This window comes from Oceanobacillus locisalsi, from assembly GCF_042675985.1.
GTDB classification, from domain to species: Bacteria; Bacillota; Bacilli; order Bacillales; family Amphibacillaceae; genus Oceanobacillus; species Oceanobacillus locisalsi.
Map to the genome: position 1 here is coordinate 40,084 of NZ_JBHTKK010000021.1, position 24,518 is coordinate 64,601.

Annotated in this window: 20 protein-coding genes, 1 pseudogene and 1 other annotated feature; of the genes and pseudogenes, 1 reads left to right on the forward strand and 20 read right to left on the reverse strand. The window is 41.2% G+C overall.

The window, feature by feature from the left end:
• Positions 1 to 26 precede the first annotated feature (26 nt).
• The 6 genes and pseudogenes from rplW to ACFQ19_RS15270 form a co-directional block, all read right to left on the reverse strand.
• Complete coding sequence (gene rplW, locus ACFQ19_RS15245) at positions 27 to 314, reverse strand: 50S ribosomal protein L23 (RefSeq protein ID WP_379593458.1); 288 nt, start codon at positions 312 to 314, stop codon at positions 27 to 29.
• On the reverse strand, positions 311 to 937 hold the full coding sequence (gene rplD / locus ACFQ19_RS15250) for a 50S ribosomal protein L4 (protein WP_379593459.1): 627 nt from the start codon (positions 935 to 937) through the stop codon (positions 311 to 313). The genes rplW and rplD overlap by 4 nt, the downstream gene beginning before the upstream one ends.
• 26 nt (positions 938 to 963) lie before the next feature.
• Entirely contained in the window at positions 964 to 1,593 is a 630-nt protein-coding gene (gene rplC, locus ACFQ19_RS15255) for a 50S ribosomal protein L3 (RefSeq protein ID WP_379593460.1), read from the reverse strand.
• A gap of 28 nt (positions 1,594 to 1,621) precedes the next feature.
• Positions 1,622 to 1,930: a 30S ribosomal protein S10 gene (gene rpsJ / locus ACFQ19_RS15260; RefSeq protein WP_040985097.1), complete on the reverse strand. Its 309-nt coding sequence runs from the start codon at positions 1,928 to 1,930 to the stop codon at positions 1,622 to 1,624.
• 1,171 nt (positions 1,931 to 3,101) lie between these two features.
• Positions 3,102 to 4,426: pseudogene (locus ACFQ19_RS15265) on the reverse strand (short-chain fatty acid transporter).
• Between the two features lie 151 nt (positions 4,427 to 4,577).
• Positions 4,578 to 5,354 (reverse strand): 3-hydroxybutyrate dehydrogenase, encoded by a 777-nt coding sequence (locus ACFQ19_RS15270; protein WP_379593461.1) that lies wholly within the window; start codon positions 5,352 to 5,354, stop codon positions 4,578 to 4,580.
• A 727-nt stretch (positions 5,355 to 6,081) separates the two neighbouring features.
• Between ACFQ19_RS15270 and glpX the strand changes: the two genes are divergently transcribed.
• Positions 6,082 to 7,026 carry a class II fructose-bisphosphatase gene (gene glpX / locus ACFQ19_RS15275; protein ID WP_379593462.1) on the forward strand — a complete coding sequence of 315 codons (945 nt, stop codon included), beginning with the start codon at positions 6,082 to 6,084 and terminating at the stop codon, positions 7,024 to 7,026.
• Between the two features lie 171 nt (positions 7,027 to 7,197).
• Here the strand turns inward: glpX and tuf are convergent, their stop codons facing one another.
• From tuf to rpmG, 14 genes are all read right to left on the reverse strand, one after another.
• The gene (tuf, locus tag ACFQ19_RS15280) at positions 7,198 to 8,385 is read right to left on the reverse strand and encodes an elongation factor Tu (RefSeq protein ID WP_379593463.1); all 1,188 of its coding nucleotides are present in this window, start codon (positions 8,383 to 8,385) and stop codon (positions 7,198 to 7,200) included.
• 109 nt (positions 8,386 to 8,494) lie between these two features.
• Positions 8,495 to 10,573: an elongation factor G gene (fusA, locus tag ACFQ19_RS15285; RefSeq protein ID WP_379593464.1), complete on the reverse strand. Its 2,079-nt coding sequence runs from the start codon at positions 10,571 to 10,573 to the stop codon at positions 8,495 to 8,497.
• Between the two features lie 44 nt (positions 10,574 to 10,617).
• Entirely contained in the window at positions 10,618 to 11,088 is a 471-nt protein-coding gene (gene rpsG / locus ACFQ19_RS15290) for a 30S ribosomal protein S7 (protein WP_379593465.1), read from the reverse strand.
• A gap of 36 nt (positions 11,089 to 11,124) precedes the next feature.
• Positions 11,125 to 11,544 carry a 30S ribosomal protein S12 gene (rpsL, locus tag ACFQ19_RS15295; RefSeq protein WP_379593466.1) on the reverse strand — a complete coding sequence of 140 codons (420 nt, stop codon included), beginning with the start codon at positions 11,542 to 11,544 and terminating at the stop codon, positions 11,125 to 11,127.
• Positions 11,545 to 11,895: 351 nt separating this feature from the next.
• Positions 11,896 to 15,510, reverse strand: coding sequence for a DNA-directed RNA polymerase subunit beta' (gene rpoC / locus ACFQ19_RS15300; RefSeq protein ID WP_379593467.1), 3,615 nt, complete (start codon positions 15,508 to 15,510; stop codon positions 11,896 to 11,898).
• A gap of 343 nt (positions 15,511 to 15,853) precedes the next feature.
• Positions 15,854 to 19,402 (reverse strand): DNA-directed RNA polymerase subunit beta, encoded by a 3,549-nt coding sequence (gene rpoB / locus ACFQ19_RS15305; RefSeq protein WP_379593468.1) that lies wholly within the window; start codon positions 19,400 to 19,402, stop codon positions 15,854 to 15,856.
• 421 nt (positions 19,403 to 19,823) lie between these two features.
• A complete protein-coding gene (locus ACFQ19_RS15310; protein ID WP_379593469.1) occupies positions 19,824 to 20,429 on the reverse strand; it encodes a class I SAM-dependent methyltransferase in 606 nt (201 codons plus the stop codon).
• Between the two features lie 284 nt (positions 20,430 to 20,713).
• Positions 20,714 to 21,079, reverse strand: coding sequence for a 50S ribosomal protein L7/L12 (rplL, locus tag ACFQ19_RS15315; protein WP_379593470.1), 366 nt, complete (start codon positions 21,077 to 21,079; stop codon positions 20,714 to 20,716).
• A gap of 51 nt (positions 21,080 to 21,130) precedes the next feature.
• Positions 21,131 to 21,628, reverse strand: a complete 498-nt coding sequence (gene rplJ / locus ACFQ19_RS15320; protein WP_379593471.1) for a 50S ribosomal protein L10 — start codon at positions 21,626 to 21,628, stop codon at positions 21,131 to 21,133.
• Positions 21,629 to 21,708: 80 nt separating this feature from the next.
• Positions 21,709 to 21,855 (reverse strand) — a sequence feature (ribosomal protein L10 leader region).
• A 49-nt stretch (positions 21,856 to 21,904) separates the two neighbouring features.
• The gene (rplA, locus tag ACFQ19_RS15325; RefSeq protein WP_379593472.1) at positions 21,905 to 22,597 is read right to left on the reverse strand and encodes a 50S ribosomal protein L1; all 693 of its coding nucleotides are present in this window, start codon (positions 22,595 to 22,597) and stop codon (positions 21,905 to 21,907) included.
• Between the two features lie 164 nt (positions 22,598 to 22,761).
• Positions 22,762 to 23,187: a 50S ribosomal protein L11 gene (gene rplK / locus ACFQ19_RS15330; RefSeq protein ID WP_379593473.1), complete on the reverse strand. Its 426-nt coding sequence runs from the start codon at positions 23,185 to 23,187 to the stop codon at positions 22,762 to 22,764.
• Positions 23,188 to 23,393: 206 nt separating this feature from the next.
• Positions 23,394 to 23,930 (reverse strand): transcription termination/antitermination protein NusG, encoded by a 537-nt coding sequence (gene nusG / locus ACFQ19_RS15335; RefSeq protein ID WP_379593474.1) that lies wholly within the window; start codon positions 23,928 to 23,930, stop codon positions 23,394 to 23,396.
• A gap of 215 nt (positions 23,931 to 24,145) precedes the next feature.
• Positions 24,146 to 24,319, reverse strand: a complete 174-nt coding sequence (secE, locus tag ACFQ19_RS15340; RefSeq protein WP_080876154.1) for a preprotein translocase subunit SecE — start codon at positions 24,317 to 24,319, stop codon at positions 24,146 to 24,148.
• A gap of 49 nt (positions 24,320 to 24,368) precedes the next feature.
• Positions 24,369 to 24,518, reverse strand: a complete 150-nt coding sequence (rpmG, locus tag ACFQ19_RS15345) for a 50S ribosomal protein L33 (protein WP_077605138.1) — start codon at positions 24,516 to 24,518, stop codon at positions 24,369 to 24,371.

Sequence of the window (24,518 nt, forward strand, 5' to 3'; positions counted from 1 at the left end):
ATTTTGGATTCTATTTATACGAACGATTAAGCCTCAAAGAAATCTAATTCTTTGCTATCCTCTGATAGTTGAACAATCGCTTTTTTGCGGTCCGGGCGATATCCGCCGTAACGGCCCATCCGTTTAAATTTACCTTTAAGGTTCATCGTGTTTACACTTACTACTTTTACACCAAAGATGGTTTCTACAGCATCTTTGATTTCACTTTTGTTCGCTTTTTCAACGACTTCAAAAGTGTATTTTTTCTCTGCCATTAAATCAGCGGTATTTTCTGTAATGACAGGGCGTTTGATTACATCGCGCAGGTCTTTCATCGTGCGAACACCTCCCCTGCTTTTTCAGCTGCATCCTTTGTGATGATCAGCTTGTCATGCGTAAGCAAGTCAAGTACATTTAATTCTTCTACAGTTAATACCTTTACGTTTTGTAAGTTGTTGGCAGAACGCGCAACTGTTTCATCATTCTCTGAAAGAACAATAAGTGCTTTTTCTTCAACTTTCAATCCGTTAAGGATATTAATAACTTCTTTCGTTTTTGGCGCGTCGATTGTGATAGCGTCTAAAACAAACAAGCTTTCTTCATTTACTTTAGAAGACAATGCAGACTTCAACGCTAGACGACGAACTTTCTTCGGTAGTTTATAGCTGTAGCTGCGTGGAGTCGGTCCGAATACAGTTCCGCCTCCAACCCATTGTGGTGAACGAGTGGAACCTTGACGGGCACGGCCAGTTCCTTTTTGGCGCCATGGTTTACGACCTCCACCACGAACTTCAGAACGATTCTTTACATCGTGTGTACCTTGACGTAAAGATGCGCGTTGCATAACAACCGCTTCGTGAAGCACATGTGTGTTTGGCTCAATACCAAAAACAGCGTCATTTAATTCAATATCTCCAACATTACTTCCATCCTGTTTTAAAAGTGCTACTTTAGGCATGACATTTCCTCCCTTCGTTTATATGATTAATTACCTTTTATTGTGCTTGTGATTTTAACGCAAGATTTTTTGGGACCTGGAATATTTCCTTTAATTAGAAGCAAATTCTTATCAGCATCTACACTAACTACTTCCAAGTTTTGGACTGTTACTTGTTCTGAACCCATTTGCCCTGGCAATTGACGGCCTTTGAAAACACGACCAGAGTTCATTTCCCCCATTGAACCAGTGGAACGATGGAAATGAGAACCGTGTGTTTTAGGTCCGCGCTGTTGATTGTGACGCTTGATAGAACCTTGGAAACCTTTCCCTTTAGAGGTTCCTGTCACATCAATTTTGTCTCCGGCACCAAAAATATCGACGCTGATTTCCTGGCCTACTTCATAGCCATCAACTTCTGCGCCACGGATTTCACGAACGTAGCGCTTAGGGGCAGTGCCTGCTTTCTCAGCATGACCTTTTTCCGCTTTGTTTGTACGTGATTCCTTTTTATCAGCAAAACCGATTTGCAACGCTTCATAGCCATCATTTTCTAAAGTTCTTTTTTGCAACACAACATTCGCTTCAGCTTGAACAACTGTTACTGGTACAACTTCTCCATTTTCTGAGAAAAGCTGTGTCATGCCGATTTTACGACCTAAGATTCCTTTCGTCATCCGTTACACCTCCTATATTTAAAACGAATTATAATTTAATTTCAATGTCTACACCAGATGGAAGATCTAAACGCATCAATGCGTCAACCGTCTTCGGTGTAGGCTCAAGAATATCGATCAAACGCTTGTGCGTGCGCATTTCGAACTGCTCACGAGCATCTTTGTACTTGTGAACCGCACGAAGAACTGTATAAACAGATCTTTCAGTCGGCAGTGGAATTGGACCAGACACTTTTGCTCCGGAACGTTTTGCAGTATCCACAATCTTTTCAGCAGACTGATCTAAAATACGGTGATCGTATGCTTTTAAACGAATTCTGATTTTCTCTTTTGCCATCATTTTCCCTCCTTCTCGCCTATATCGTAATAGACATTCTCCGCGAAAATTCCTCAGCACACCGCCATGGCAAAGGGGCCGGGTGTGCCAACAACCTTCCGCATCGTCGCATTAACTGGTCAACTACATTAGTATAACAAATATCTTTGACCATAGCAAGCTTATACATAGCTATCTACAAGTTTGCACATTTTTATATTATACATAGCATACGGTCTGATTGCAAGCATATTTTAAAAGTTTTTTTATATCCTTATAAAATAGTGTTACTATTCACAGCCAACTTATTTGGCTTCATCAGAGCTCCTCATCAAAATCAACTAAATTTAGAGGATAATGACCGCTACGGAAAAACATTCCGCTTTCCGACGTACAGGACGTACTAGTGCAGACGTTGCAACAGGACGTTGCGTTCTTAGTCTGCCATGGGGACGGCTTCAGCTAACTTGAAAAGAAGACCGCTTTTCAAGTGGATCTTCAGCTCGCCCTGTTCCCACGACGGACAGGACGTCCTAGTGTCGGCCGTTGGTCACAGGACGTGACCGGTCTTAGCCGACTAGGAGTCTCCATGTTTTTCCTTCGCTCATATAGCGTTCTACAGCGAATGCAATACAAAATGATCTGATAAAGTGATTAATGAATCATTTTACGCCGGATAACAAAGTCATTCTGTGTTTCAAATGGTTGCTTCAGCAGTTTGAAGGAGCATAGATGATGCATATCAAGAATAGCTTTGGCGAAAAGAAAATAGCTGTGCTGGGGTTATGATCTAAAAATAGATTCTTTTCTGGTTTAACGTTTTTAACACAGCTATATCAAACAGGATAGAACACACCGTTAGCGTAGGCGGACCGTTTTGACTCCTGAGGGATCAGCACCATCTGAAGATCCACTTTTGCCAAGCGATCTCCTTGGCAAAAGTTAGCTGAAGAGCGTGCCCCTAGGAAAGCAAAACGGTCCGCCGTAGCGGTGGCTACCCTTAAAACTTAATTTGTCTACCATAAATTTTGGTGAAGAGCTCTGAAAATATATTATTTTTATTTGGTGGCTGTGAATAGTAACCAAATAGTAGAAATTCGCTTCTTTCTAGCTCAAAAATACCTTTCATAAAAAGCAGAAGCGGAATCAGGTGATATACCGTTCCGCTCCACATTAACATATAACACTTCTATTATAATAGTAGAAACCCGATAACAATCGGAATAAAGGTGAACAGCAGAATCATAACACAAAAGCCCATAATATCCCGAATCTTTAATCCAGCAATTGCAAGTACGGGCAGCGCCCAGAATGGCTGAATCATGTTTGTCCAAGCATCTCCCCAAGCAACTGCCATGGCTGTTTTTGCTGTATCTGCCCCTATTTCCAGAGCAGCCTGTATCATGATTGGACCTTGCACAGCCCATTGTCCGCCTCCGGAAGGCACTAACGCATTAACAATGCCCGCACTGAGAAATGTAAAGATAGGCAGTGTATAATCTGTTGCAAAACTCACAAACCATAAAGAGATTTTATCTGATAAACCAGATGATACCATCATTCCCATTATTCCAGCGTAGAATGGAAACTGTATAATAATTCCCCCAGCATTCTTCACGCCTTTCCCTACCGTTTCCAGAAAACGTCTTGGTGTTCTATGAAAAAGAATTCCTAAGAAAAGAAAAATAAAATTAACAATATTAATATTCAGGTCAAATCCATTGGCAACGAAATGATAGCCGATAAAAAGGAGCCCCATCACACCAATCAGAAGAGACAAGGCCTGACTGTTCTCCAGCCTTTCTGCCGGTGTTGCTGGTGGATGAATTTCCGTTTCCTTTTCCTCTTTGGCTTCTTCCTTCCATAATGAAGGATCTATTTTACCTACAGGGTCTGCCCCCTTTAATAGATATCGGTTAAAAAGCGGCAGTGTAATCAATAAGGTAATGACAATAAACAAATTAAATGAACTGAACAATGTCTCCGTTACAGGAATTAACCCGATAGCATCTTCTAAAAAATGGCCCGGGGTGGCAATAAGCAACGGAACAGATCCGGAAAAACCGCCATGCCAGATGACCATACCGCTGTATGCACTGGCAATTAATATTCGATAATCCACTGCAGGAACTCGCTTCGCCACATGAACAGCAAACAGTGCACCGACAACAAGTCCAAAGCCATAGTTTATTAAACAAGCAAGCAAAGCAACCAATGTTACCAGCATCACCGCTTGCCCCGGTGTTTTTGCTGCTCTGCTGAGTTTTGCTAAAAACCTTTCACCACTGGAGTGCTTGCTAAAATATATCCCGTGACAACCACCAGTGCCATTTGCATGCCAAATTCAAGCAGATCCCAAAAACCATCGCCCCAATAGGTTATCATTTCCATCGGACCGCTCCCTGTTAAAGAAACACCTAATAAGTAAACAAAGATGGTTAAAATAATGGCAAATAAAAAAGCATCTGGTAAATATCGCTGTACCACCCTGTCAAAAAATCTCGTTAGAACTTTCAATCCAACTCCCCCTTGTATGCTGCTATATCATAACCCGAAACGCTCCCCCAGCAAAAATGCTGTTTTCCGTTTCTATTATTATATGTTCAGATATATTATTCTTTTAGCACGACTTCTATAAAATAAAGTGATACTCCCTGTATCCGTGATATTATTGAGCTGTATATCCCCCATCTAACACAACTGCCTGTCCTGTAATACCTTTTGCCTTATCACTGGCTAAAAACATGACGTAATCAGCAACCTCCTGAACATCTAAAAGCCTTTTTTGCGGAACTAATGGATATAACACTTCTTCCAGCACTTTTTCAATCGGCACGTTACGATTTTTTGCCAAATCCTCAAATTGGCCGCGCACCAGTGGTGTATCGACATATCCAGGGCAAATCGCATTCACTGTAATTCCATCTGCTGCTCCTTCTAAAGCAGCCACCTTAGTTAGACCGATCACACCATGCTTTGCGCTGTTATAAGCTGCCTTGCCCGCAAAACCAATCAGTCCATTAATCGAAGCCATATTAATAATCCTTCCAAAACCTTGCTTTTTCATCAGCGGGAAAATAAGCTTGGTCGCCATAAATGGGGCAACTAACATGACCTTGGTCATCAACTCGAACTTTTCAGTCGGAAAATCTTCTATAGCAGATACATGCTGCAGCCCTGCATTATTAATTAAAACATCTATTCTTCCATATTTTTCTTCCGTGTAATCCAATGCCTGTTTGAGCCCCTCTTCACTGGTAACATCACATTTCAACCCAATACAGTCATAACCCTTCTTCCTTAAATCTTCCGAAGCTTCCATCACTTTATCCGCATTCACATCTGACAAAGCTACCTTTGCACCGTTTTTTGCAAACGCATTGCCAACTTCATACCCGATACCACTTGCTGCACCTGTTATAAAAACTACTTTATCTTCCACCATATAAGATCCTCCTTTTATCGCAATATAACCGCCTATGAAAAACAAGCTAAATACCATTTCACTTTATATCTAAGGTATTCATTCTCCATACGCAGAGGTTCACAGCCCCTATTTGTATCTCCAGTGCGATTACACATGTTTCAATGTACTTCTCTTATATCATAACTCAACTTTCGCACCTTAAAAAGTAACTTCATTTCCAGAGAAACAAGAGTTGATCTTTCCTTTGTTAACTCTCTTGGCAAAGAATAGAAGGTGAGGTGTCAAGCTACCGCTGCGGCGGACCGTTTTGCTTTCCGACGTACAATCACCAATTCCAAAATGGCCGGATATTTAACCAAAAGCAAGCATGGTAATGGAGATCAAGTTCATCCTGAGATAACAAGATATATATACTTATTCTTAGGTGCGAAAGTTAAGTCATAACAAAATCCTATCTATTGGAGGAGCTGTTTTTTCATTTATCTTTTTACAGCTTATTGGGATGAAACCACAACATGATTACTTTAGTGCAACCTATGATATTCACTCAAACCACAAAACAAAAATTAAAAATAATAATAAATAATAAATGAAATATAATGAAACATATTGATATAAAACGAAAACTGTATTACTATTAATTTAATACTCATTTTATTAGGTTACTTTAAAAACACAGATAGAATGATGTATTTCATAATCGTTATTTATTTTATAGATAAAATTGCTAAAGGAGTTGGCAGTTATGAATCAGTTCATTCAAGAATTTCTGCATGTTACAGAGTCCGCAGCACTTGCAACATATCCTTGGATTGGTACCGGAAATAAAATAGAAGCTGATCAGGCAGCTACAGATTCGATGCGTGCCCAGCTAAATAAAATCCACATGGACGGGGAAATTGTTATCGGGGAAGGAGAAATCGATGAAGCCCCTATGCTGTTTATCGGCGAAAAAGTGGGTACTGGGCTGGGGGAAGGTGTCGATTTGGCAGTTGATCCAATTGACGGGACCACCTCTACTTCCAAAGGGAAAAATAATGCGATTGCGGTCATTGCCATCGCAAAGAAAGGTACCCTGCTCCATGCTCCGGATATGTATATGGAGAAGATTGTAACGGGAGCCGAAGCAGCCGGTAAGATTAATATTGATTTCTCATTGGAGAAAAACTTGCGTATCATTGCAGAGGCAAAAGGAAAGAAGCTCGAAGAATTAAAAATGATTACACAGGACAGAGAAAGGCACAATCATTGGGTAGAAGAGGCACGTGCTTTAGGTGTCCGAACTGAATTGTTTGAAGAGGGAGATATTATTCCTGCCATTTCAACATGCATACACCGACAAGGGAGTGCAGATTTATTTATTGGTATCGGCGGTGCACCTGAAGGCGTTTTGGCAGCTGTCGGAGTAAAAAGCTTAGGCGGAGAAATGCAAGCGCGATTACTTCCGAATACGGATGAGCAATGGAACCGATGTGTATCCATGGAACTTGCCTGCCCGAATGAAGCACTCTCTCATCAGCAGTTAGTCAACACAGATGAATGCGCTTTTATAGCTACAAGTATAACCAGCAATATGCTTTCGCAAGGAATCGAAAATAATCAAGATATCTTTACTACTCATTCTATCGTTTTGAACGGTTTAGATAGATGCTTTCGCCACATCGCAACAGAACACCCTAAATCAGTATAATTTAAAATGAAACTTATCCTTCCTTTTTTGTAGCAAAAGTCTTCTAACCAGTTACAGAACAATAAAAAGAACCTTCGATAATCAGCTGATAATTTATCGAAGGTTCTTTTTTGGTTAGGGACAGAAAGACAACGTCGTCACGCTGACTTCCTGTACTATGAAAAGCATTTATTATTTGTTGATTGTAGTTACAACACCAGAACCAACTGTACGTCCACCTTCACGGATTGAGAAACGAGTTCCGTCTTCAATCGCGATTGGTGCGATAAGTTCTACTTCCATTTCTGTGTTGTCTCCTGGCATTACCATTTCAGTTCCTTCTGGAAGCGTGATTACTCCAGTTACGTCCGTAGTACGGAAGTAGAACTGAGGACGGTAGTTAGAGAAGAAAGGGGTATGGCGTCCGCCTTCATCTTTTGATAATACATAAACTTCCGCTTTAAAATTTGTGTGTGGTGTGATTGAACCTGGTTTAGCCAATACTTGACCACGGTTGATATTATCACGGGATACACCGCGCAACAATGCACCAATGTTATCGCCAGCTTCAGCATAGTCAAGAAGCTTACGGAACATTTCTACACCAGTTACAGTAGTTTTTGCAGACTCTTCATTGATACCGATGATTTCTACGTCATCTCCAACGCGAACTTGTCCACGCTCAACACGGCCTGTAGCAACTGTACCACGGCCAGTGATAGAGAATACGTCCTCTACTGGCATCATGAATGGTTTGTCAGTGTCACGGTCTGGAGTTGGAACATATTCATCCACTGCAGCCATTAATTCTAGGATTCTGTCTTCGTATTCTTCGTCACCTTCAAGTGCTTTAAGTGCAGAACCTTTAATTACTGGAATATCATCACCAGGGAAGTCATATTCAGTTAATAGATCACGAACTTCCATTTCTACTAATTCAAGTAGCTCTTCATCGTCTACCATGTCCGTTTTGTTAAGGAATACAACAATAGAAGGTACTCCAACGTTACGGGAAAGCAGGATATGCTCACGAGTTTGCGGCATTGGGCCATCTGCAGCAGATACAACAAGGATAGCTCCGTCCATTTGAGCAGCACCAGTGATCATATTTTTAACATAGTCAGCGTGACCTGGGCAGTCAACGTGTGCATAGTGACGTGTTTCTGTTTCATACTCTACGTGAGAAGTTGCGATTGTAATTCCGCGTTCTTTCTCTTCTGGAGCACCATCAATTTGGTCATATGCCATTGCAGTACCGTCGCCTCTTTTTGCAAGTACTGTCGTGATTGCAGCAGTTAGAGTTGTTTTACCATGGTCAACGTGACCAATTGTTCCAATGTTTACGTGACTTTTCGAGCGGTCGAATTTTTCTTTAGCCATTTATAGTTCCTCCTTTAAATATATAGCAATTTTTATATATGCCGGGAAATTCATTAAGAATTACCCAGCCTTTACTAAATGTTATACGTCACTTTGAAGAAAAAATCAATTATTGGCCACCATTTTTCTTGATAATTTCTTCAGTAATGCTTTTTGGTGTTTCTTCATAGTGGTCAAAGTGCATGGTGTACACTCCGCGACCTTGCGTGTTTGAACGTAATACTGTTGCATAACCGAACATTTCCGCAAGCGGTACGAATGCTTTAACTACTTGTGCAGTTCCTCGCGTTTCCATACCTTCTACACGTCCACGACGAGATGTTACATCACCCATAATGTCTCCCATGTATTCTTCAGGGATAACAACTTCTACTCTCATCATCGGCTCAAGCAGAACCGGGTTACATTTGTTTTTAGCAGCTTTAAGTGCCATCGAAGCGGCAACCTTAAATGCCATTTCGTTGGAATCGACATCGTGATAGCTTCCATCAAATAGGGTAGCTTTTACATCGATGAGCGGGTATCCAGCAATAACACCGTTTTCCATCGCATCTTCAACCCCTTGTTGAACAGCGGGGATATATTCACGAGGTACGACACCACCAACGATTTTATTTTCAAATTCAAATCCGGCGCCTTCTTCATTTGGTTCAAATTTAATCCAAACGTGACCGAATTGTCCGCGTCCGCCAGATTGACGTACGAATTTACCTTCCACTTCAGCAGCAGCACGGAATGTTTCTCTATAAGAAACTTGTGGAGCGCCTACTTGTGCGCCTACTTTAAATTCACGTTTCAGACGGTCAACGATGATATCCAGGTGAAGCTCACCCATACCGGAAATAAGCGTTTGCCCTGTTTCTACGTTTGTTTCTGTACGGAAAGTTGGATCTTCTTCCGCAAGTTTAGCCAGAGCAATAGCCATTTTATCCTGGTCTGCTTTTGTTTCCGGTTCAATCGCAACGGAAATAACCGGTTCAGGGAAGTCCATGGACTCAAGAATAACAAGATTCTTTTCATCACATAAAGTATCACCTGTTGCAGTATCTTTTAAACCGACCGCAGCTGCAATTTCACCTGCATAAGCAACTGAAATTTCTTCGCGGGAGTTAGCGTGCATTTGCAAGATACGTCCGATACGTTCCCGTTTGTCTTTCACAGAGTTCTTTACGTAAGAACCAGATTTAAGTGTACCAGAGTACACACGGAAGAATGTCAGTTTACCAACATAAGGATCCGACATTACTTTAAAGGCTAATGCAGAGAATGGCGCATCGTCCGTAGACGGGCGTGTTACTTCTTCTTCTGTTTCAGGAACAATACCTTCAATCGGAGGTACATCCGTTGGAGAAGGAAGATAGTCAATAACTGCATCCAGCATCAGCTGAACACCTTTGTTTTTAAATGCGGAACCGCAAAGAACCGGGTAAAAATCTACATTCAACGTAGCTTGACGAATAGCACTTGTGAGTTCATCATTTGTGATTTCTTCTCCTTCAAGATACTTCATCATCAATTCTTCATCTGTTTCAGCTACAGCTTCAATTAAGCTTGCACGCAATTCTTCTGCTTGCTCTTTCAACTCAGCAGGAATTTCTGTTGTTTCGGATTTTTGACCTAAATCATCTAAATATTTATGAGCTTCCATTTTGATTAAGTCAATAATTCCGCTAAATTCATCCTCAGCCCCAACAGGCATTTGGATAGGATGTGCGTTCGCACCGAGGCGCTCTTTCAATGTATTTGTTGAATACAAGAAATCCGCACCTACTTTATCCATTTTGTTAATGAATACGATACGCGGAACACCGTATGTTGTTGCTTGACGCCATACTGTTTCCGTTTGTGGTTCCACCCCGGATTGTGCATCCAGAACAGTTACTGCACCATCAAGTACGCGGAGTGAACGTTCAACTTCTACTGTGAAGTCAACGTGTCCCGGTGTATCAATGATGTTAATGCGGTGGTCTCTCCAAGCAGCAGTGGTTGCAGCGGAAGTGATTGTAATTCCACGCTCCTGCTCTTGTGACATCCAGTCCATTTGGGATGCCCCTTCATGGGTTTCACCAATCTTATGAATACGTCCTGTATAGAAAAGAATACGTTCGGTAGTGGTTGTCTTACCTGCATCAATATGCGCCATAATACCGAGATTACGTGTCTTTTCCAAGGAGAACTCTCTAGCCATGTATTCTTCTCCTTCCTATAGGTAAGCAAATGCTTAAATTTAAATTACCAACGATAGTGGGCAAATGCTTTGTTTGCTTCTGCCATTTTATGCATATCTTCTCTTCTTTTAACAGCAGCTCCTGTGTTATTAGAAGCATCAAGAATTTCATTAGCAAGACGTTCTTCCATTGTTTTTTCTCCGCGCAGGCGGGAGTAATTAACAATATAACGTAATCCTAAAGCTTGACGACGTTCTGGACGAACCTCCACTGGTACTTGATAGTTTGAACCACCCACACGGCGGGCACGAACTTCAAGGACAGGCATAACATTTTTCATTGCCTGTTCAAAAACTTCCATTGCATTTTGACCGCTTCTTTCAGAAACTAATTCAAATGCATTATAAAGAATTTTTTGTGCTTTACCACGTTGCCCGTCAATCATGATCTGGTTGATCAGGCGCGTAACTAATTTTGAGTTATAAAGCGGATCTGGTAACACATCACGCTTTGGTACTGGACCTTTACGAGGCATTGTACATCCTCCTTTCCTTCAGATAATTGATGTCATTTATTTCTTTTGTTTTGGTTTTTTTGTTCCGTATTTAGAGCGTCCCTGTCTACGTCCTTCTACGCCGGCAGTATCAAGTGCACCGCGTACGATATGATAACGTACCCCTGGCAAGTCTTTTACACGGCCGCCGCGGATAAGAACAACACTGTGCTCCTGCAAGTTATGCCCGATGCCGGGAATATATGCAGTTACCTCCATGTTGTTAGACAAACGTACACGCGCATATTTACGAAGTGCAGAGTTTGGCTTCTTAGGAGTCAGTGTACCTACACGAGTACATACACCGCGTTTTTGCGGAGCATTCTCATCAGTCATTTTCTTTTTAAAGCTATTGTAGCCTTTGTTCAATGCAGGTGAGTCAGACTGTTTAGTCTTTGACACACGACCTTTACGAACCAGCTGATTAATAGTTGGCATTGTGTTTTCCTCCTCTCAATATAAATTCATAATCAAATAACAACCATTTGTAATACCACACATCCAGGTGGTTCATTTTTAGTGATAAAAAAATCTCTCACAAAATTTTTGCGAAAAACCCCTCATCTTATACGCAGATTGCTTTTGTTCATATCGTTTAAAATAAACCGTAGTTCCGATTATCGATTGCTCCGAAAATTACTTTTGCAAGCATAATCAGAAGCACCTTGAATATAGTACCACCCTCTAAATAGTTTGTCAATATATTCATGGTATTTTTTCAGAGTACCTCAAAGTGAAAACATATTGTATCCAGAAGGGGAGAAGAACCCCTTCCGAATAACATGTTATTTATACTCTTTGTGTGCTCTCTTCATCAGTTACTTCTTCATCTGTTTCAGGTACATCAAGCTCAGATTCTAACGTGCGGTATTGCGGCATTCCTGTACCAGCTGGAACAAGTTTACCGATAATAACATTCTCTTTCAAGCCGAGTAATTCGTCTCGTTTTCCTTTAATCGCAGCATCTGTCAAGACACGGGTTGTTTCTTGGAAGGATGCAGCTGATAAGAAGGAATCCGTTTCAAGAGATGCTTTGGTAATACCCAGTAGTACTGGACGTCCTGTTGCTGGATCTCCGCCTTCTTTAAATACTTCATGGTTCGCGTCTCTGAACTGGTGTAATTCAAGCAGGGATCCTGGCAATACTTCTGTATCTCCAGCGGATACAACACGGATTTTGCGAAGCATTTGGCGAACCATTACTTCGACGTGTTTATCTCCAATTTCTACCCCTTGCATACGATATACACGCTGCACTTCTTTGAGCAAGTAGTTTTCAACGCCTTCTACACCTTTGGCACGAAGTAGTTCTTTCGGGTCAACGGAACCTTCTGTAAGTTCCTGTCCTGCTTCCACTTGATCTCCTTCTTGCACTTTCATACGTGCATTATAAGGAACTGCATAGCTGCGTTGTTCAACATTGCCCTGGATAACAACTTCTTGTTTATCCTTCACTTCTTTCATTTCAAGAACAGTACCGGCAATCTCTGTAATAACAGCCTGCCCTTTCGGATTACGGGCTTCAAACAGCTCTTGGATACGAGGCAGACCTTGTGTAATGTCATCTCCGGCAACTCCGCCTGTATGGAAAGTACGCATCGTAAGCTGTGTACCAGGCTCACCGATGGATTGCGCGGCAATAATTCCTACCGCTTCTCCTACTTCCACATTAGAACCGGTTGCTAAGTTACGGCCATAACATTTCTGACATACGCCGTGTTTGGTGTTACAAGTAAAGGCAGAACGGATAATAACCTCTTCAATACCGGCTTCAACAATTGCTTTTGCCTGGTCTTCATGAATAAGATCATTTTTCTTCACAAGTACTTCACCAGTTTCCGGATGCTTCACGTTTTCGAATGCTGTTCTTCCGATTAAGCGGTCTAACAGCGGTTCAATCACTTCAGAACCATCTTCCAGAGCCGTTACGCTTAAGCCGCGGTCTGTGCCACAATCTTCTTCACGGATAATAACATCTTGTGCAACATCCACAAGACGACGGGTCAAGTAACCTGAGTCGGCTGTTTTCAGTGCAGTATCGGCAAGACCTTTACGTGCACCGTGCGTAGAAATAAAGTATTCCATTACGGTTAAGCCTTCACGGAAGCTTGATTTGATTGGAATTTCAATGATCTTACCAGCTGGGTCGGCCATCAAACCACGCATACCAGCTAGCTGGGTAAAGTTTGATGCGTTACCGCGGGCACCAGAATCACTCATCATAAAGATTGGATTTCGGTTACTCAAGGATCCCATCAGACGATCTTGAATCACATCTTTTGCTTCTGACCAGGTAGCAATCACACGGTCATAACGCTCTTCTTCTGTAATCAGACCACGGCGGAATTGTTTCAATACTTTATCCACTTTGCCTTGGGCATCGTCTAAAATACCTTGTTTTTCAGCAAGTACAACGATATCCGAGATACCAACTGTCATACCAGCCTTTGTAGAGTAATTGAATCCTAAATCTTTCATACGGTCAAGCATCTTAGAAGTTTCCGTGATTTTGAACCGTTTGAACACCTCAGCGATAATATCGCCCAAGAAGCCTTTTTTGAATGGTTTAACCACTTCACGGCCTTTTATCTCTTCTTTAATGTCTGTACCAGCTTCAACAAAGTAATTTTCTGGTGTTTTTTCTTCTAAATTCCCTTTTGTAGGTTCGTTCATATAAGGGAAAGAATCTGGAAGAATTTCATTAAAGATTAACTTACCGATTGTTGTTAACAACAACTGGCTGTTTTGTTTTTCTGTAAATGTTTTATTGTTTAAGCTGGATGCCTGCACTGCCACACGTGTGTGCAGATGCACATACCCGTTTTGATAAGCAATTAACGCTTCATTTGTGTCTTTGAAGTAAGAACCTTCTCCGATAGCATCTTCACGTTCCAGTGTAAGATAGTAGTTTCCAAGTACCATATCCTGTGATGGTGTAACAACTGGTTTGCCATCTTTCGGGTTAAGAATGTTTTGTGCTGCCAACATCAAGATTCTTGCTTCTGCCTGTGCTTCTGCTCCAAGCGGAACGTGTACAGCCATTTGGTCCCCGTCAAAGTCAGCGTTGTATGCTGTACATACAAGCGGGTGCAGACGAATTGCACGGCCATCAACCAGCGTAGGTTCAAATGCTTGAATACCCAATCTGTGAAGAGTCGGTGCACGGTTAAGAAGTACCGGGTGTTCTTTAATAACATCTTCCAGAACATCCCATACATCCGGGTGTACTCTTTCAATTTTTCTTTTTGCTGATTTAATGTTGTGTGCAAGTCCTCTGGATACTAATTCTTTCATAATAAATGGTTTGAACAGTTCCAGTGCCATTTCTCTCGGCAGACCGCACTGATACATTTTCAAATGAGGTCCAACAACGATAACAGAACGGCCGGAATAGTCTACACGTTTACCTAGCAGGTTCTGACGGAAACGTCCTTGCTTCCCTTTCAGCATATGAGAAAGAGATTTTAATGGACGATTACCTGGTCCTGTTACCGGACGGCCGCGGCGTCCATTATCAATCAAAGCATCTACTGCTTCTTGGAGCATCCGTTTTTCGTTTTGAACGATAATGCTCGGAGCGCCTAAATCAAGAAGTCGTTTTAACCGGTTATTACGGTTAATTACACGACGGTAAAGGTCATTTAAATCGGAAGTCGCGAAACGTCCGCCGTCTAATTGAACCATTGGCCGAATTTCTGGAGGGATGACTGGAAGAACATCTAAAACCATCCAGTTTGATTCGTTTCCAGAATTACGGAATGCTTCCATTACTTCCAATCGTTTAATCGCACGGGTACGGCGCTGGCCATGAGCTGTTTTCAACTCTTCGCGCAATGCATCCACTTCTTTTTCCAGGTCAAGATCCTGCAATAATTTGCGAATAGCTTCTGCACCCATTTGTGCTTTAAAAGTGTTCCCGTATTTATCATAATAAGAACGGTATTCTTTCTCGGAAAGCAATTGTTTCTTTTCAAGCGGTGTGCTTCCCGGATCTGTTACGATATATGCTGCGAAATAGATGACTTCCTCTAACGCCCGAGGAGACATATCTAATACTAATCCCATGCGGCTTGGAATACCTTTGAAGTACCAAATATGGGATACAGGAGCAGCAAGTTCAATATGCCCCATACGTTCGCGGCGTACTTTTGCTTTTGTCACTTCTACACCACATCGGTCACAGACAACGCCTTTGTAACGGACGCGTTTATACTTACCGCAGTGACATTCCCAATCTTTTGTTGGTCCAAAGATACGCTCGCAAAACAAACCGTCTTTTTCCGGTTTTAAAGTACGATAGTTAATTGTTTCTGGTTTTTTTACTTCACCGTGAGACCAAGAACGGATCTTTTCTGATGAAGCAAGCCCTATTTTCATGTACTCAAAATTATTTACATCCAACAAGGGGCAATCCTCCCTTTATAAGTTAAGAAAGTTTAAGAAAATCTGGCTTATCGTCCAATTTTGACGAAAGTCTGGGATTTCTTTCATTGAAGTTTCTTTTAATCACAGCATGAATGTCCGTAAATTCTCCTGATTCATAAGACAAAATACGTATCGGGAGAAAACGGCCGCTTCATTTCCTGCTTAACCCATCTTACATTCAGCGGAAAATGTGACTCTGAATCAAGATTTGTTTTATAGAAAGTGCAGAATGATTCTAGGGAGAAGGCGTCTCTGCGCCCGTTGTATTGCGGGCACAGATTACCCTGACACATGGAAAGTGAACCATCGCTGCACATATTTATTATTGATTTAGTGGTTCTTCTTCCACTTCAACATTCAGCTTTGTTGATGTCTGACCTTCTTCTTCTTCCAGCTCACGCATATCGATTTCATCTTCTGTACTTGAGAGCATTTTCACGTCCATACCAAGACTTTGAAGCTCTTTGATGAGTACTTTAAATGATTCAGGTACACCTGCTTCCGGAGCATTGTCACCTTTTACGATAGATTCATACGTCTTCACGCGTCCAACTGTATCATCTGATTTCACGGTTAAGATTTCTTGAAGCGTATATGCAGCACCGTAAGCTTCCAGTGCCCAAACCTCCATCTCACCAAAACGCTGTCCGCCGAACTGTGCTTTACCGCCGAGCGGTTGTTGCGTAACGAGAGAGTATGGTCCGGTTGAACGGGCGTGCAATTTATCGTCAACCATATGCGCAAGTTTGATCATATACGAGACACCTACAGATATACGGTTGTCAAAGGCTTCTCCTGTGCGCCCGTCATAAAGGATTGTCTTCGCATCCCGCGGCATGCCTGCCTCTTCAAGTGTTTCCCAAACGTCATCTTCTGTCGCTCCATCAAATACCGGACTTGCTACATGCAGTCCAAGCTGTCTTGCAGCCATTCCCAAATGCAATTCAAACACCTGTCCGATATTCATACGGGATGGCACCCCTAACGGGTTCAACATAATGTCGATCGGTGTACCGTCCGGCATGAATGGCATATCCTCTTCCGGTAAGATTTTGGAGATAACCCCTTTGTTACCGTGACGACCTGCCATTTTATCTCCTTCATGAATTTTACGTTTTTGAACGATATAGACACGGACAAGTTGGTTCACACCTGGCGGCAGCTCATCGCCATCTTCACGGTTAAAGATTTTTACATCTAAGACGATTCCATCGCCGCCGTGAGGAACACGCAAGGAAGTATCTCTTACTTCACGTGCTTTCTCGCCGAAAATGGCATGTAACAGACGTTCTTCTGCGGAAAGCTCTGTCATTCCTTTCGGTGTTACTTTACCGACAAGAATATCACTGTCCGTTACTTCTGCACCGACACGGATAATCCCATGTTCGTCAAGGTTTTTCAGTGCATCTTCCCCGACGTTCGGAATATCTCTTGTGATTTCTTCCGGCCCAAGCTTGGTATCACGGGATTCTGATTCAAATTCTTCGATATGAATGGAAGTATAAACGTCATCTTTTACAAGGCGTTCACTCATAATAATCGCATCCTCGTAGTTATAACCTTCCCAGGTCATAAATCCTACAAGCACGTTTTGGCCTAATGCAAGTTCGCCGTCTTCCATAGAAGGACCATCGGCAAGAACTTCTCCTTTTGTTACACGGTCTCCCTCTGCAACAATTGGACGTTGGTTATAACAAGTTCCTTGGTTGGAACGTTGATATTTTTGCAATCCGTAGCGATCCAAATCGCCTTCTACTTGTTTACCATCTATTTCAGATACACGGCGTACAAAAACGGTTTTCGCTTCCACACGCTCAACATATCCATCATGACTGCAGATAACAGCAGCTCCGGAGTCTTTCCCGTTAACATATTCCATGCCGGTTCCGACAATCGGTGCCTTTGGATTCATCAAAGGAACTGCCTGACGCTGCATGTTTGCTCCCATCAATGCCCGGTTGGAGTCGTCATTTTCCAGGAATGGAATACACGCTGTTGCAGCGGAAACAACCTGTTTTGGTGACACGTCCATATAGTCAATTCTATCGCGGGACACAATGATGTTATCTTCACGGAAACGGGCGATGACTTCTTCGTTTACAAAGAAATTGTCATCATCCAACTGGGAGTTAGCCTGCGCAACGATATAATTATCTTGTTCATCTGCTGTCAGGTAATCGATCGTATCTGTTACCCTTCCAGTCTCCGGGTCAACACGACGATATGGTGATTCAATAAAACCAAACTCATTCACCTTCGCATAACTGGATAGCGAGTTAATCAGACCGATGTTTGGGCCCTCAGGTGTCTCAATCGGACACATACGGCCATAGTGGGAATAGTGAACGTCACGCACTTCAAATCCGGCGCGCTCACGTGTTAAACCACCCGGTCCGAGTGCTGATAAACGGCGTTTATGCGTTAATTCACCTAATGGGTTGGTCTGATCCATGAACTGGGACAGCTGCGAGCTGCCAAAGAACTCTTTGATCGAAGCAATCACCGGACGGATATTGATCAATTGCTGTGGTGTTACGCTGGAAGTGTCCTGGATAGACATTCTTTCGCGCACAACACGCTCCATACGGGATAATCCGATGCGAAATTGATTTTGTAATAGCTCACCAACAGAACGCAGACGACGGTTACCCAAATGGTCAATATCATCTGTATCCCCTACTTCATGAAGCAGGTTAAAGAAATAACTGATAGAAGCCAAAATATCAGCTGGTGTGATATTTTTAATTTCTTTTGTTATTTCCCCGTTTCCAATGACTGTCAGTTCACGTTCTCCGTTTGGATCGGTCGGGTCAAGAATTTTAACAGATTGAACGGTGATTTCTTCTTCTAATACACCATCATGCGGCGTATACGTTTTATCACCAAAGCGTTCTTCTTCACGCTCCAGATACGGAAGAATTCTATCTAATAATTTTCTTTCCAGCCGATCGCCTTTATTTGCAATGACTTCTCCAGTCTCAGAATCTACAACAGGCTCTGCAAGCACTTGGTTGAATAAACGATTCTTGATATGGAGTTTTTTGTTCATTTTATACCGGCCCACATGCGCTAAATCATAGCGTTTTGGATCAAAGAAACGGGATACTAATAGACTCTTCGCATTATCTACTGTCGGCGGCTCACCAGGTCGTAAGCGTTCATAGATTTCTAAAAGAGCTTTCTCCGCATTCTCTGTATTATCTTTTTCTAACGTGTTTCGTAAATATTCGTTTTCACCAAGCAAATCAACAATTTCTTGATCTGTTCCAAATCCTAAAGCTCTTAACAGAACCGTGATTGGTAATTTACGAGTACGGTCAATACGGACATAAGCAACATCTTTCGCATCTGTTTCAAATTCTAACCATGCCCCGCGGTTTGGAATAACTGTTGTTGTAATACCGCGCTTACCATTTTTATCAATTTTTTCGTTGTAATAAACGCTCGGTGAACGCACTAGCTGTGATACAATAACGCGTTCTGCCCCATTGATAATAAATGTTCCCGTATCGGTCATTAATGGGAAATCACCCATAAATACTTCCTGTTCCTTTACTTCTCCGGTTTCATTATTGATTAAACGAACCTTCACGCGGAGGGGAGCATTGTATGTCACGTCTCTTTCTTTTGCTTCGTCTACAGGATATTTTGTATCCCCCAAACTATAATCCACAAATTCAAGTGATAGATTCCCTGTAAAGTCTTCAATTGGAGAGATATCCTGAAACATCTCTCTTAAACCTTCTTCCAAGAACCAATCATAAGAAGCGGTTTGAATTTCAATCAAATTAGGTAATTCTAACACTTCATTAATACGTGCATAGCTCCTGCGTTGGCGGTGCCGTCCATACTGAACTAGTTGACCTGTCAACTGCTTCACCCCTTAAATCATCCATTTTAGTAGTTGTTCTACAAAATGTAACTCATATTTAAAAGAACGTCTGAATAAATCATCTGTTCTTTAAAAAATAAAACTATAAACTCATTATCCTATCATCCGCAAACTATTCCGCTATACCATTTTTCAGGTACAGTGACTGCTGATTTTTCCAAAAAAGCATGTTACATTTGTGCACTGAAAAAATCAGTTATTCAAAGGATATTGTTATTTTAGATTGTGCAGATGAGAGAATTTTGATAAACTATAGAAAAGCAAATTGTCGAACCTTTGTTTTTCCTCGATTCTACAAGCTTTTCCCATTTATAAAGATTTTATACGTTCTACCGTAGAAAATCGCCAGGCAAACGTACCCTAATCTTAGCATCTTCCAATCTTAGCACACACCCATACGTTAGTCAATCTTTTTTGCCCGTAATATATAATAACCTTTTTTCTTTGTTACGATTTCCGCATTGCCAAAAACAGCTTCGATTTTGTCTTTTGCAGACGGAGCTCCCTGTTTTTTTTGAATAACCGCCCACAATTCTCCGTATTTCTCCAGATAATGATAAGCATCTTCAAATATAGCATGCACTATTTTTTTGCCGGCGCGTATCGGCGGGTTTGTTACAATCGAAGCGAATGTTTTTTCATGCAGCTGCTCATACAAATCACTTTGCAGAATGATTGTATTGGAGACTTTGTTTATCTCTGCATTTTTTCGCGCCAATTCCACAGCACGTTCATTCACATCAACCATGTAAACACATCTGTCTGAAAAGCTGGAAGCCAAGGATAAACCGATTGGCCCATAACCGCAGCCCACATCCAATATCGATCCAGCAACCCCGGGTTCCTGGAAAGTTTCAATCAGCAGTTTTGACCCAAAATCCACTTCACTCTTTGAGAAAACTCCAACATCACTAGTAAACTGAAACCTCCTCCCACGCAGTTCAAAAGACCAATTTTGGGGTAATGATTTTGCCTGAGGCTGTTTCGAATAATAATGATCTGTCATATGGATCAGCACCCACTTTATATGAATTAAGAAAATACTTTATTATATAACTTGAAATTAATATTTTACCTTCTGACGCTCGCTTAATCCTAAGATAAATGACTTCATTTTTAAGCACAAAAGGCAGTTTTATTAATTCAATTTATATAGTTAAAAAAACCACCTGTGAAACTAAAAAATATTCTCGTATATCAACTTGAACTTTTCTAGTAACAAAGTGGTTTTTGGTTTCGTGATAAAAGAGCTCGTCTAAAATACGACGAGCTCTTTTTATATTCGTTAAATTATTTAACTTCTATCGTAGCGCCTGCTTCTTCAAGTTTTTCTTTCACTTCATCTGCATCTTCTTTAGATACAGCTTCTTTGACTGGTTTAGGAGCATTATCTACTAAGTCTTTTGCGTCTTTCAAGCCAAGACCAGTGATTTCGCGAACTGCTTTAACAACTTTGATCTTAGATGCACCAGGATCATTAAGGATAACATCAAATTCTGTTTGCTCTTCTTCAGCAGCTCCGCCTGCATCAGCACCTGCAGCAGCAACTGGTGCAGCAGCTGATACGCCGAATTCTTCTTCGATTGCTTTTACTAAATCGTTTAATTCAAGTACAGTCATTTCTTTGATTGCACTAATCATTTCTTCGTTTGTCATGATTAAATTCCTCCTAATATAAGTTTGTTTTTTATTAACCTGACTGGTTTATTATGCGCCTTGTTCTTCTTTTTGCTCAGCAACAGCGTTTGTAGCATAAGCAAAGTTACGAATTGGAGCTTGAAGTACGCTAAGCAGCATAGATACCATACCTTCGTAGTTTGGCAGGTCTGCAAGCTCTTTAATTTGTTCAAGTGAAGCTACATTACCTTCAATGATGCCGCCTTTCAGTTCCAGAGCATCATGATCTTTACTGAAGTTATTCAAGATTCTTGCCGGAGCTACTACGTCTTCACTGAATGCGATGGCGTTAGGTCCAGTTAATATATCACTAAGTTCATTCAAACCAGCAGCTTCTACAGCACGGCGAACCATTGTATTTTTATATACTTTGAACTCAATACCTGCATCACGAAGCTGTTTACGAAGTTCAGTGACCTCTGATACATCAAGTCCGCGATAGTCAACTACTACTGCAGTTTGGCTGTTGCGAAACTTGTCGGCAATTTCTTCTACTAATTGTTTCTTTTGCTCAATAATCCCTGACATCTTTCCACCTCCTATTAACAATCACTATGTTTACACCGTCCGGACGTGCTTTTCTATAAGAGAATGTCCATCTCAGGACATTCTCTATTAAAAAAGCTCCCATGTAGACATGAGAGCTTACTTAAGACCGGCAAAACGGTTTGCCACTCTATAAAATAAACACCTCGGCAGGAAGATTAAACTCTTTAGCGAGCCCCTGCTGTCTACGGTATAACATTCGATTTTATGAAACCGGAAATTAGTATATCAAAAGTTGGCTATAAAGTCAACTACTAATTAACGGAAGCTTGAAACGTCCACTTTGATTCCTGGTCCCATTGTAGATGTAATGGAAGCATTTTTAAGGTAGGTACCTTTAGCAGCTTGTGGTTTAATTTTAACAAGCTGATCAGCAAGTGCAGTAAAGTTATCGACTAATTTTTCATCATCGAAAGAAATTTTTCCGATTGGAACGTGAATGTTAGCAGATTTATCAACACGATACTCTACTTTACCAGCTTTTACGTCTTGTACAGCTTTTTCCACTTCAAAAGTGACCGTTCCTGTTTTAGGGTTCGGCATTAAACCTTTGGGTCCTAAAACACGACCTAATTTACCTACTTGAGCCATCATATCTGGAGTAGCTACAATAACATCGAAATCAAACCAGCCTTGGTTGATTTGGTTGATATAATCTTCTTCTCCAACATAATCTGCACCAGCAGCTTCTGCTTCTTTTGCTTTATCGCCTTTCGCAAACACTAAAACGCGTTGTGTCTTACCAGTTCCATGAGGTAAAACCATTGCTCCGCGAATTTGTTGATCTGCTTTCTTAGGGTCTACACCGAGACGGAATGCAGCTTCAACTGTTTCATCAAAGTTTGCTTTTGCAGCCTTTTTTGCAAGTTCTACAGCTTCTTTTATTTCATATGCTTTTGCACGGTCAACCTGCTTCAAAGCTTCTTGATGTTTCTTACCATATTTAGCCATATTAATTATATCCTCCTCTTTTGTGGTTATAACGGTTGTACCTCCCACGGGACAAGAGCGCTTCTCTTGTCTGACACGTGAATCATTTATTCATTCATCACTCTCATGAATAAGGCTGCGGGCATAACAACCGCAACCTTTCCATTTTGTCTACGGAATACCGATTAGTCTTCGATTGTGATTCCCATACTGCGTGCAGTACCTTCAACCATACGTACAGCCGCATCAAAATCTGCCGCATTCAAATCCGGCATTTTTGTTTCAGCGATTTCTTGTACTTGATCGCGTTTAACAGCTGCAACTTTTGATCTGTTTGGTTCACCTGAACCAGACTCGATTCCAGCTGCTTTTTTAAGTAGTACTGCTGCCGGCGGAGTCTTTGTAATAAATGTAAATGAACGATCCTCGAATACAGTAATTTCAACAGGGATAATTAAACCTGCTTGATCTTGTGTTCGAGCGTTAAATTCTTTACAGAATCCCATAATGTTAACACCTGCTTGACCTAGAGCCGGCCCAACCGGTGGTGCTGGATTAGCTTTCCCTGCAGGAATTTGCAGTTTTACTAATTTGATTACTTTTTTAGCCACGAGACACACCTCCTTAAAGTCCGTGATGTGGTAATAGGGTCTCTTATTTTATTTACCCTCCCACTCATTTCCTGCTCTTTATCTAGTAAGAACGAGAATAACAAAAAAATCTTAGCATAAATCCAAAAAAAAAGCAAGTCCTGATCCTAAAAACCATAGAGCCCCCGCTTTTTTGATGATTTTACTATCAAATGGAACAACCGTGCTTACGTAAGTTTGTCTACTTGGGAAAAGTCCAGTTCAACCGGTGTCTCTCTCCCAAACATATTCACATGCACTTTCAGCTTTTGTTTATCTGTATCAATTTGTTCAATGGTTCCTGTGAAATCTGAAAATGGACCATCTGTAACACGGACGCTTTCTTTCACTTCGAAATCAACTTGCACTGCCGGTTCATTGACACCCATTCGTTTCAGCAGAAAATCTACTTCATCCGGCAATATTGGCGTCGGTTTGGCACCATGTCCGCTGGAACCGACAAATCCGGTTACTCCAGGTGTATTACGCACAACATACCATGAGTCATCTGTCATCACCATTTCTGTTAATACGTAGCCCGGAAAAGATTTTTTCTTCACTATTTTCTTCTTGCCATTTTTAATTTCTGATTCTTCTTCTTCCGGAACAATCACACGAAAAATCTTATCTTCCATACCCATGGATTCTACTCTTTTTTCAAGGTTCAATTTTACTTTGTTTTCATAACCGGAATACGTGTGAACCACATACCAATTCTTTTCCATTTGTAGCGGACAATTTATTCTATTGCCCTGTCCCTCCTCTTTATGAGCTATTTTTTTAATGTCTTGCTCCGAGCACCGGATTTAAGAGATTTCATGTCGCTTCTTCCAGTCTGCAAGCATGCATTTTCACTTTTTCTTTTCCAATTTAAAAAACCCGTATAAACCGGGCTTTCACTGACTTTTCTTCTTTTCATTATACCTGCATTATAACGGAACTATTCAAAAAATGCATTTAAAATTTCTGATAGACCCAAATCAACAACGAAAAAGAATACTGCCATAAAGATTACTGTAGAAATAACCACAAAAGTATAGTTTCTAAGTTCTTTCCCTTTTGGCCAGCTTACTTTCTTCATTTCATTTGAAACATTCTTTAAGAACTTAAACATCTTAACTGTATCCCCCCGAACTTACGCGAATCTGTCCATCAACCTATATCTATTTCGTCTCACGGTGCAGTGTATGTGTTTTGCAATGCTTACAGAACTTTTTCACTTCTAGTCTTTGTGATTGATTGGCTGCGTTTTTGTTCGTTGAATAGTTCCTGCTAGAACATACTGCACATGATAAGACAATCTTCTTATTCAT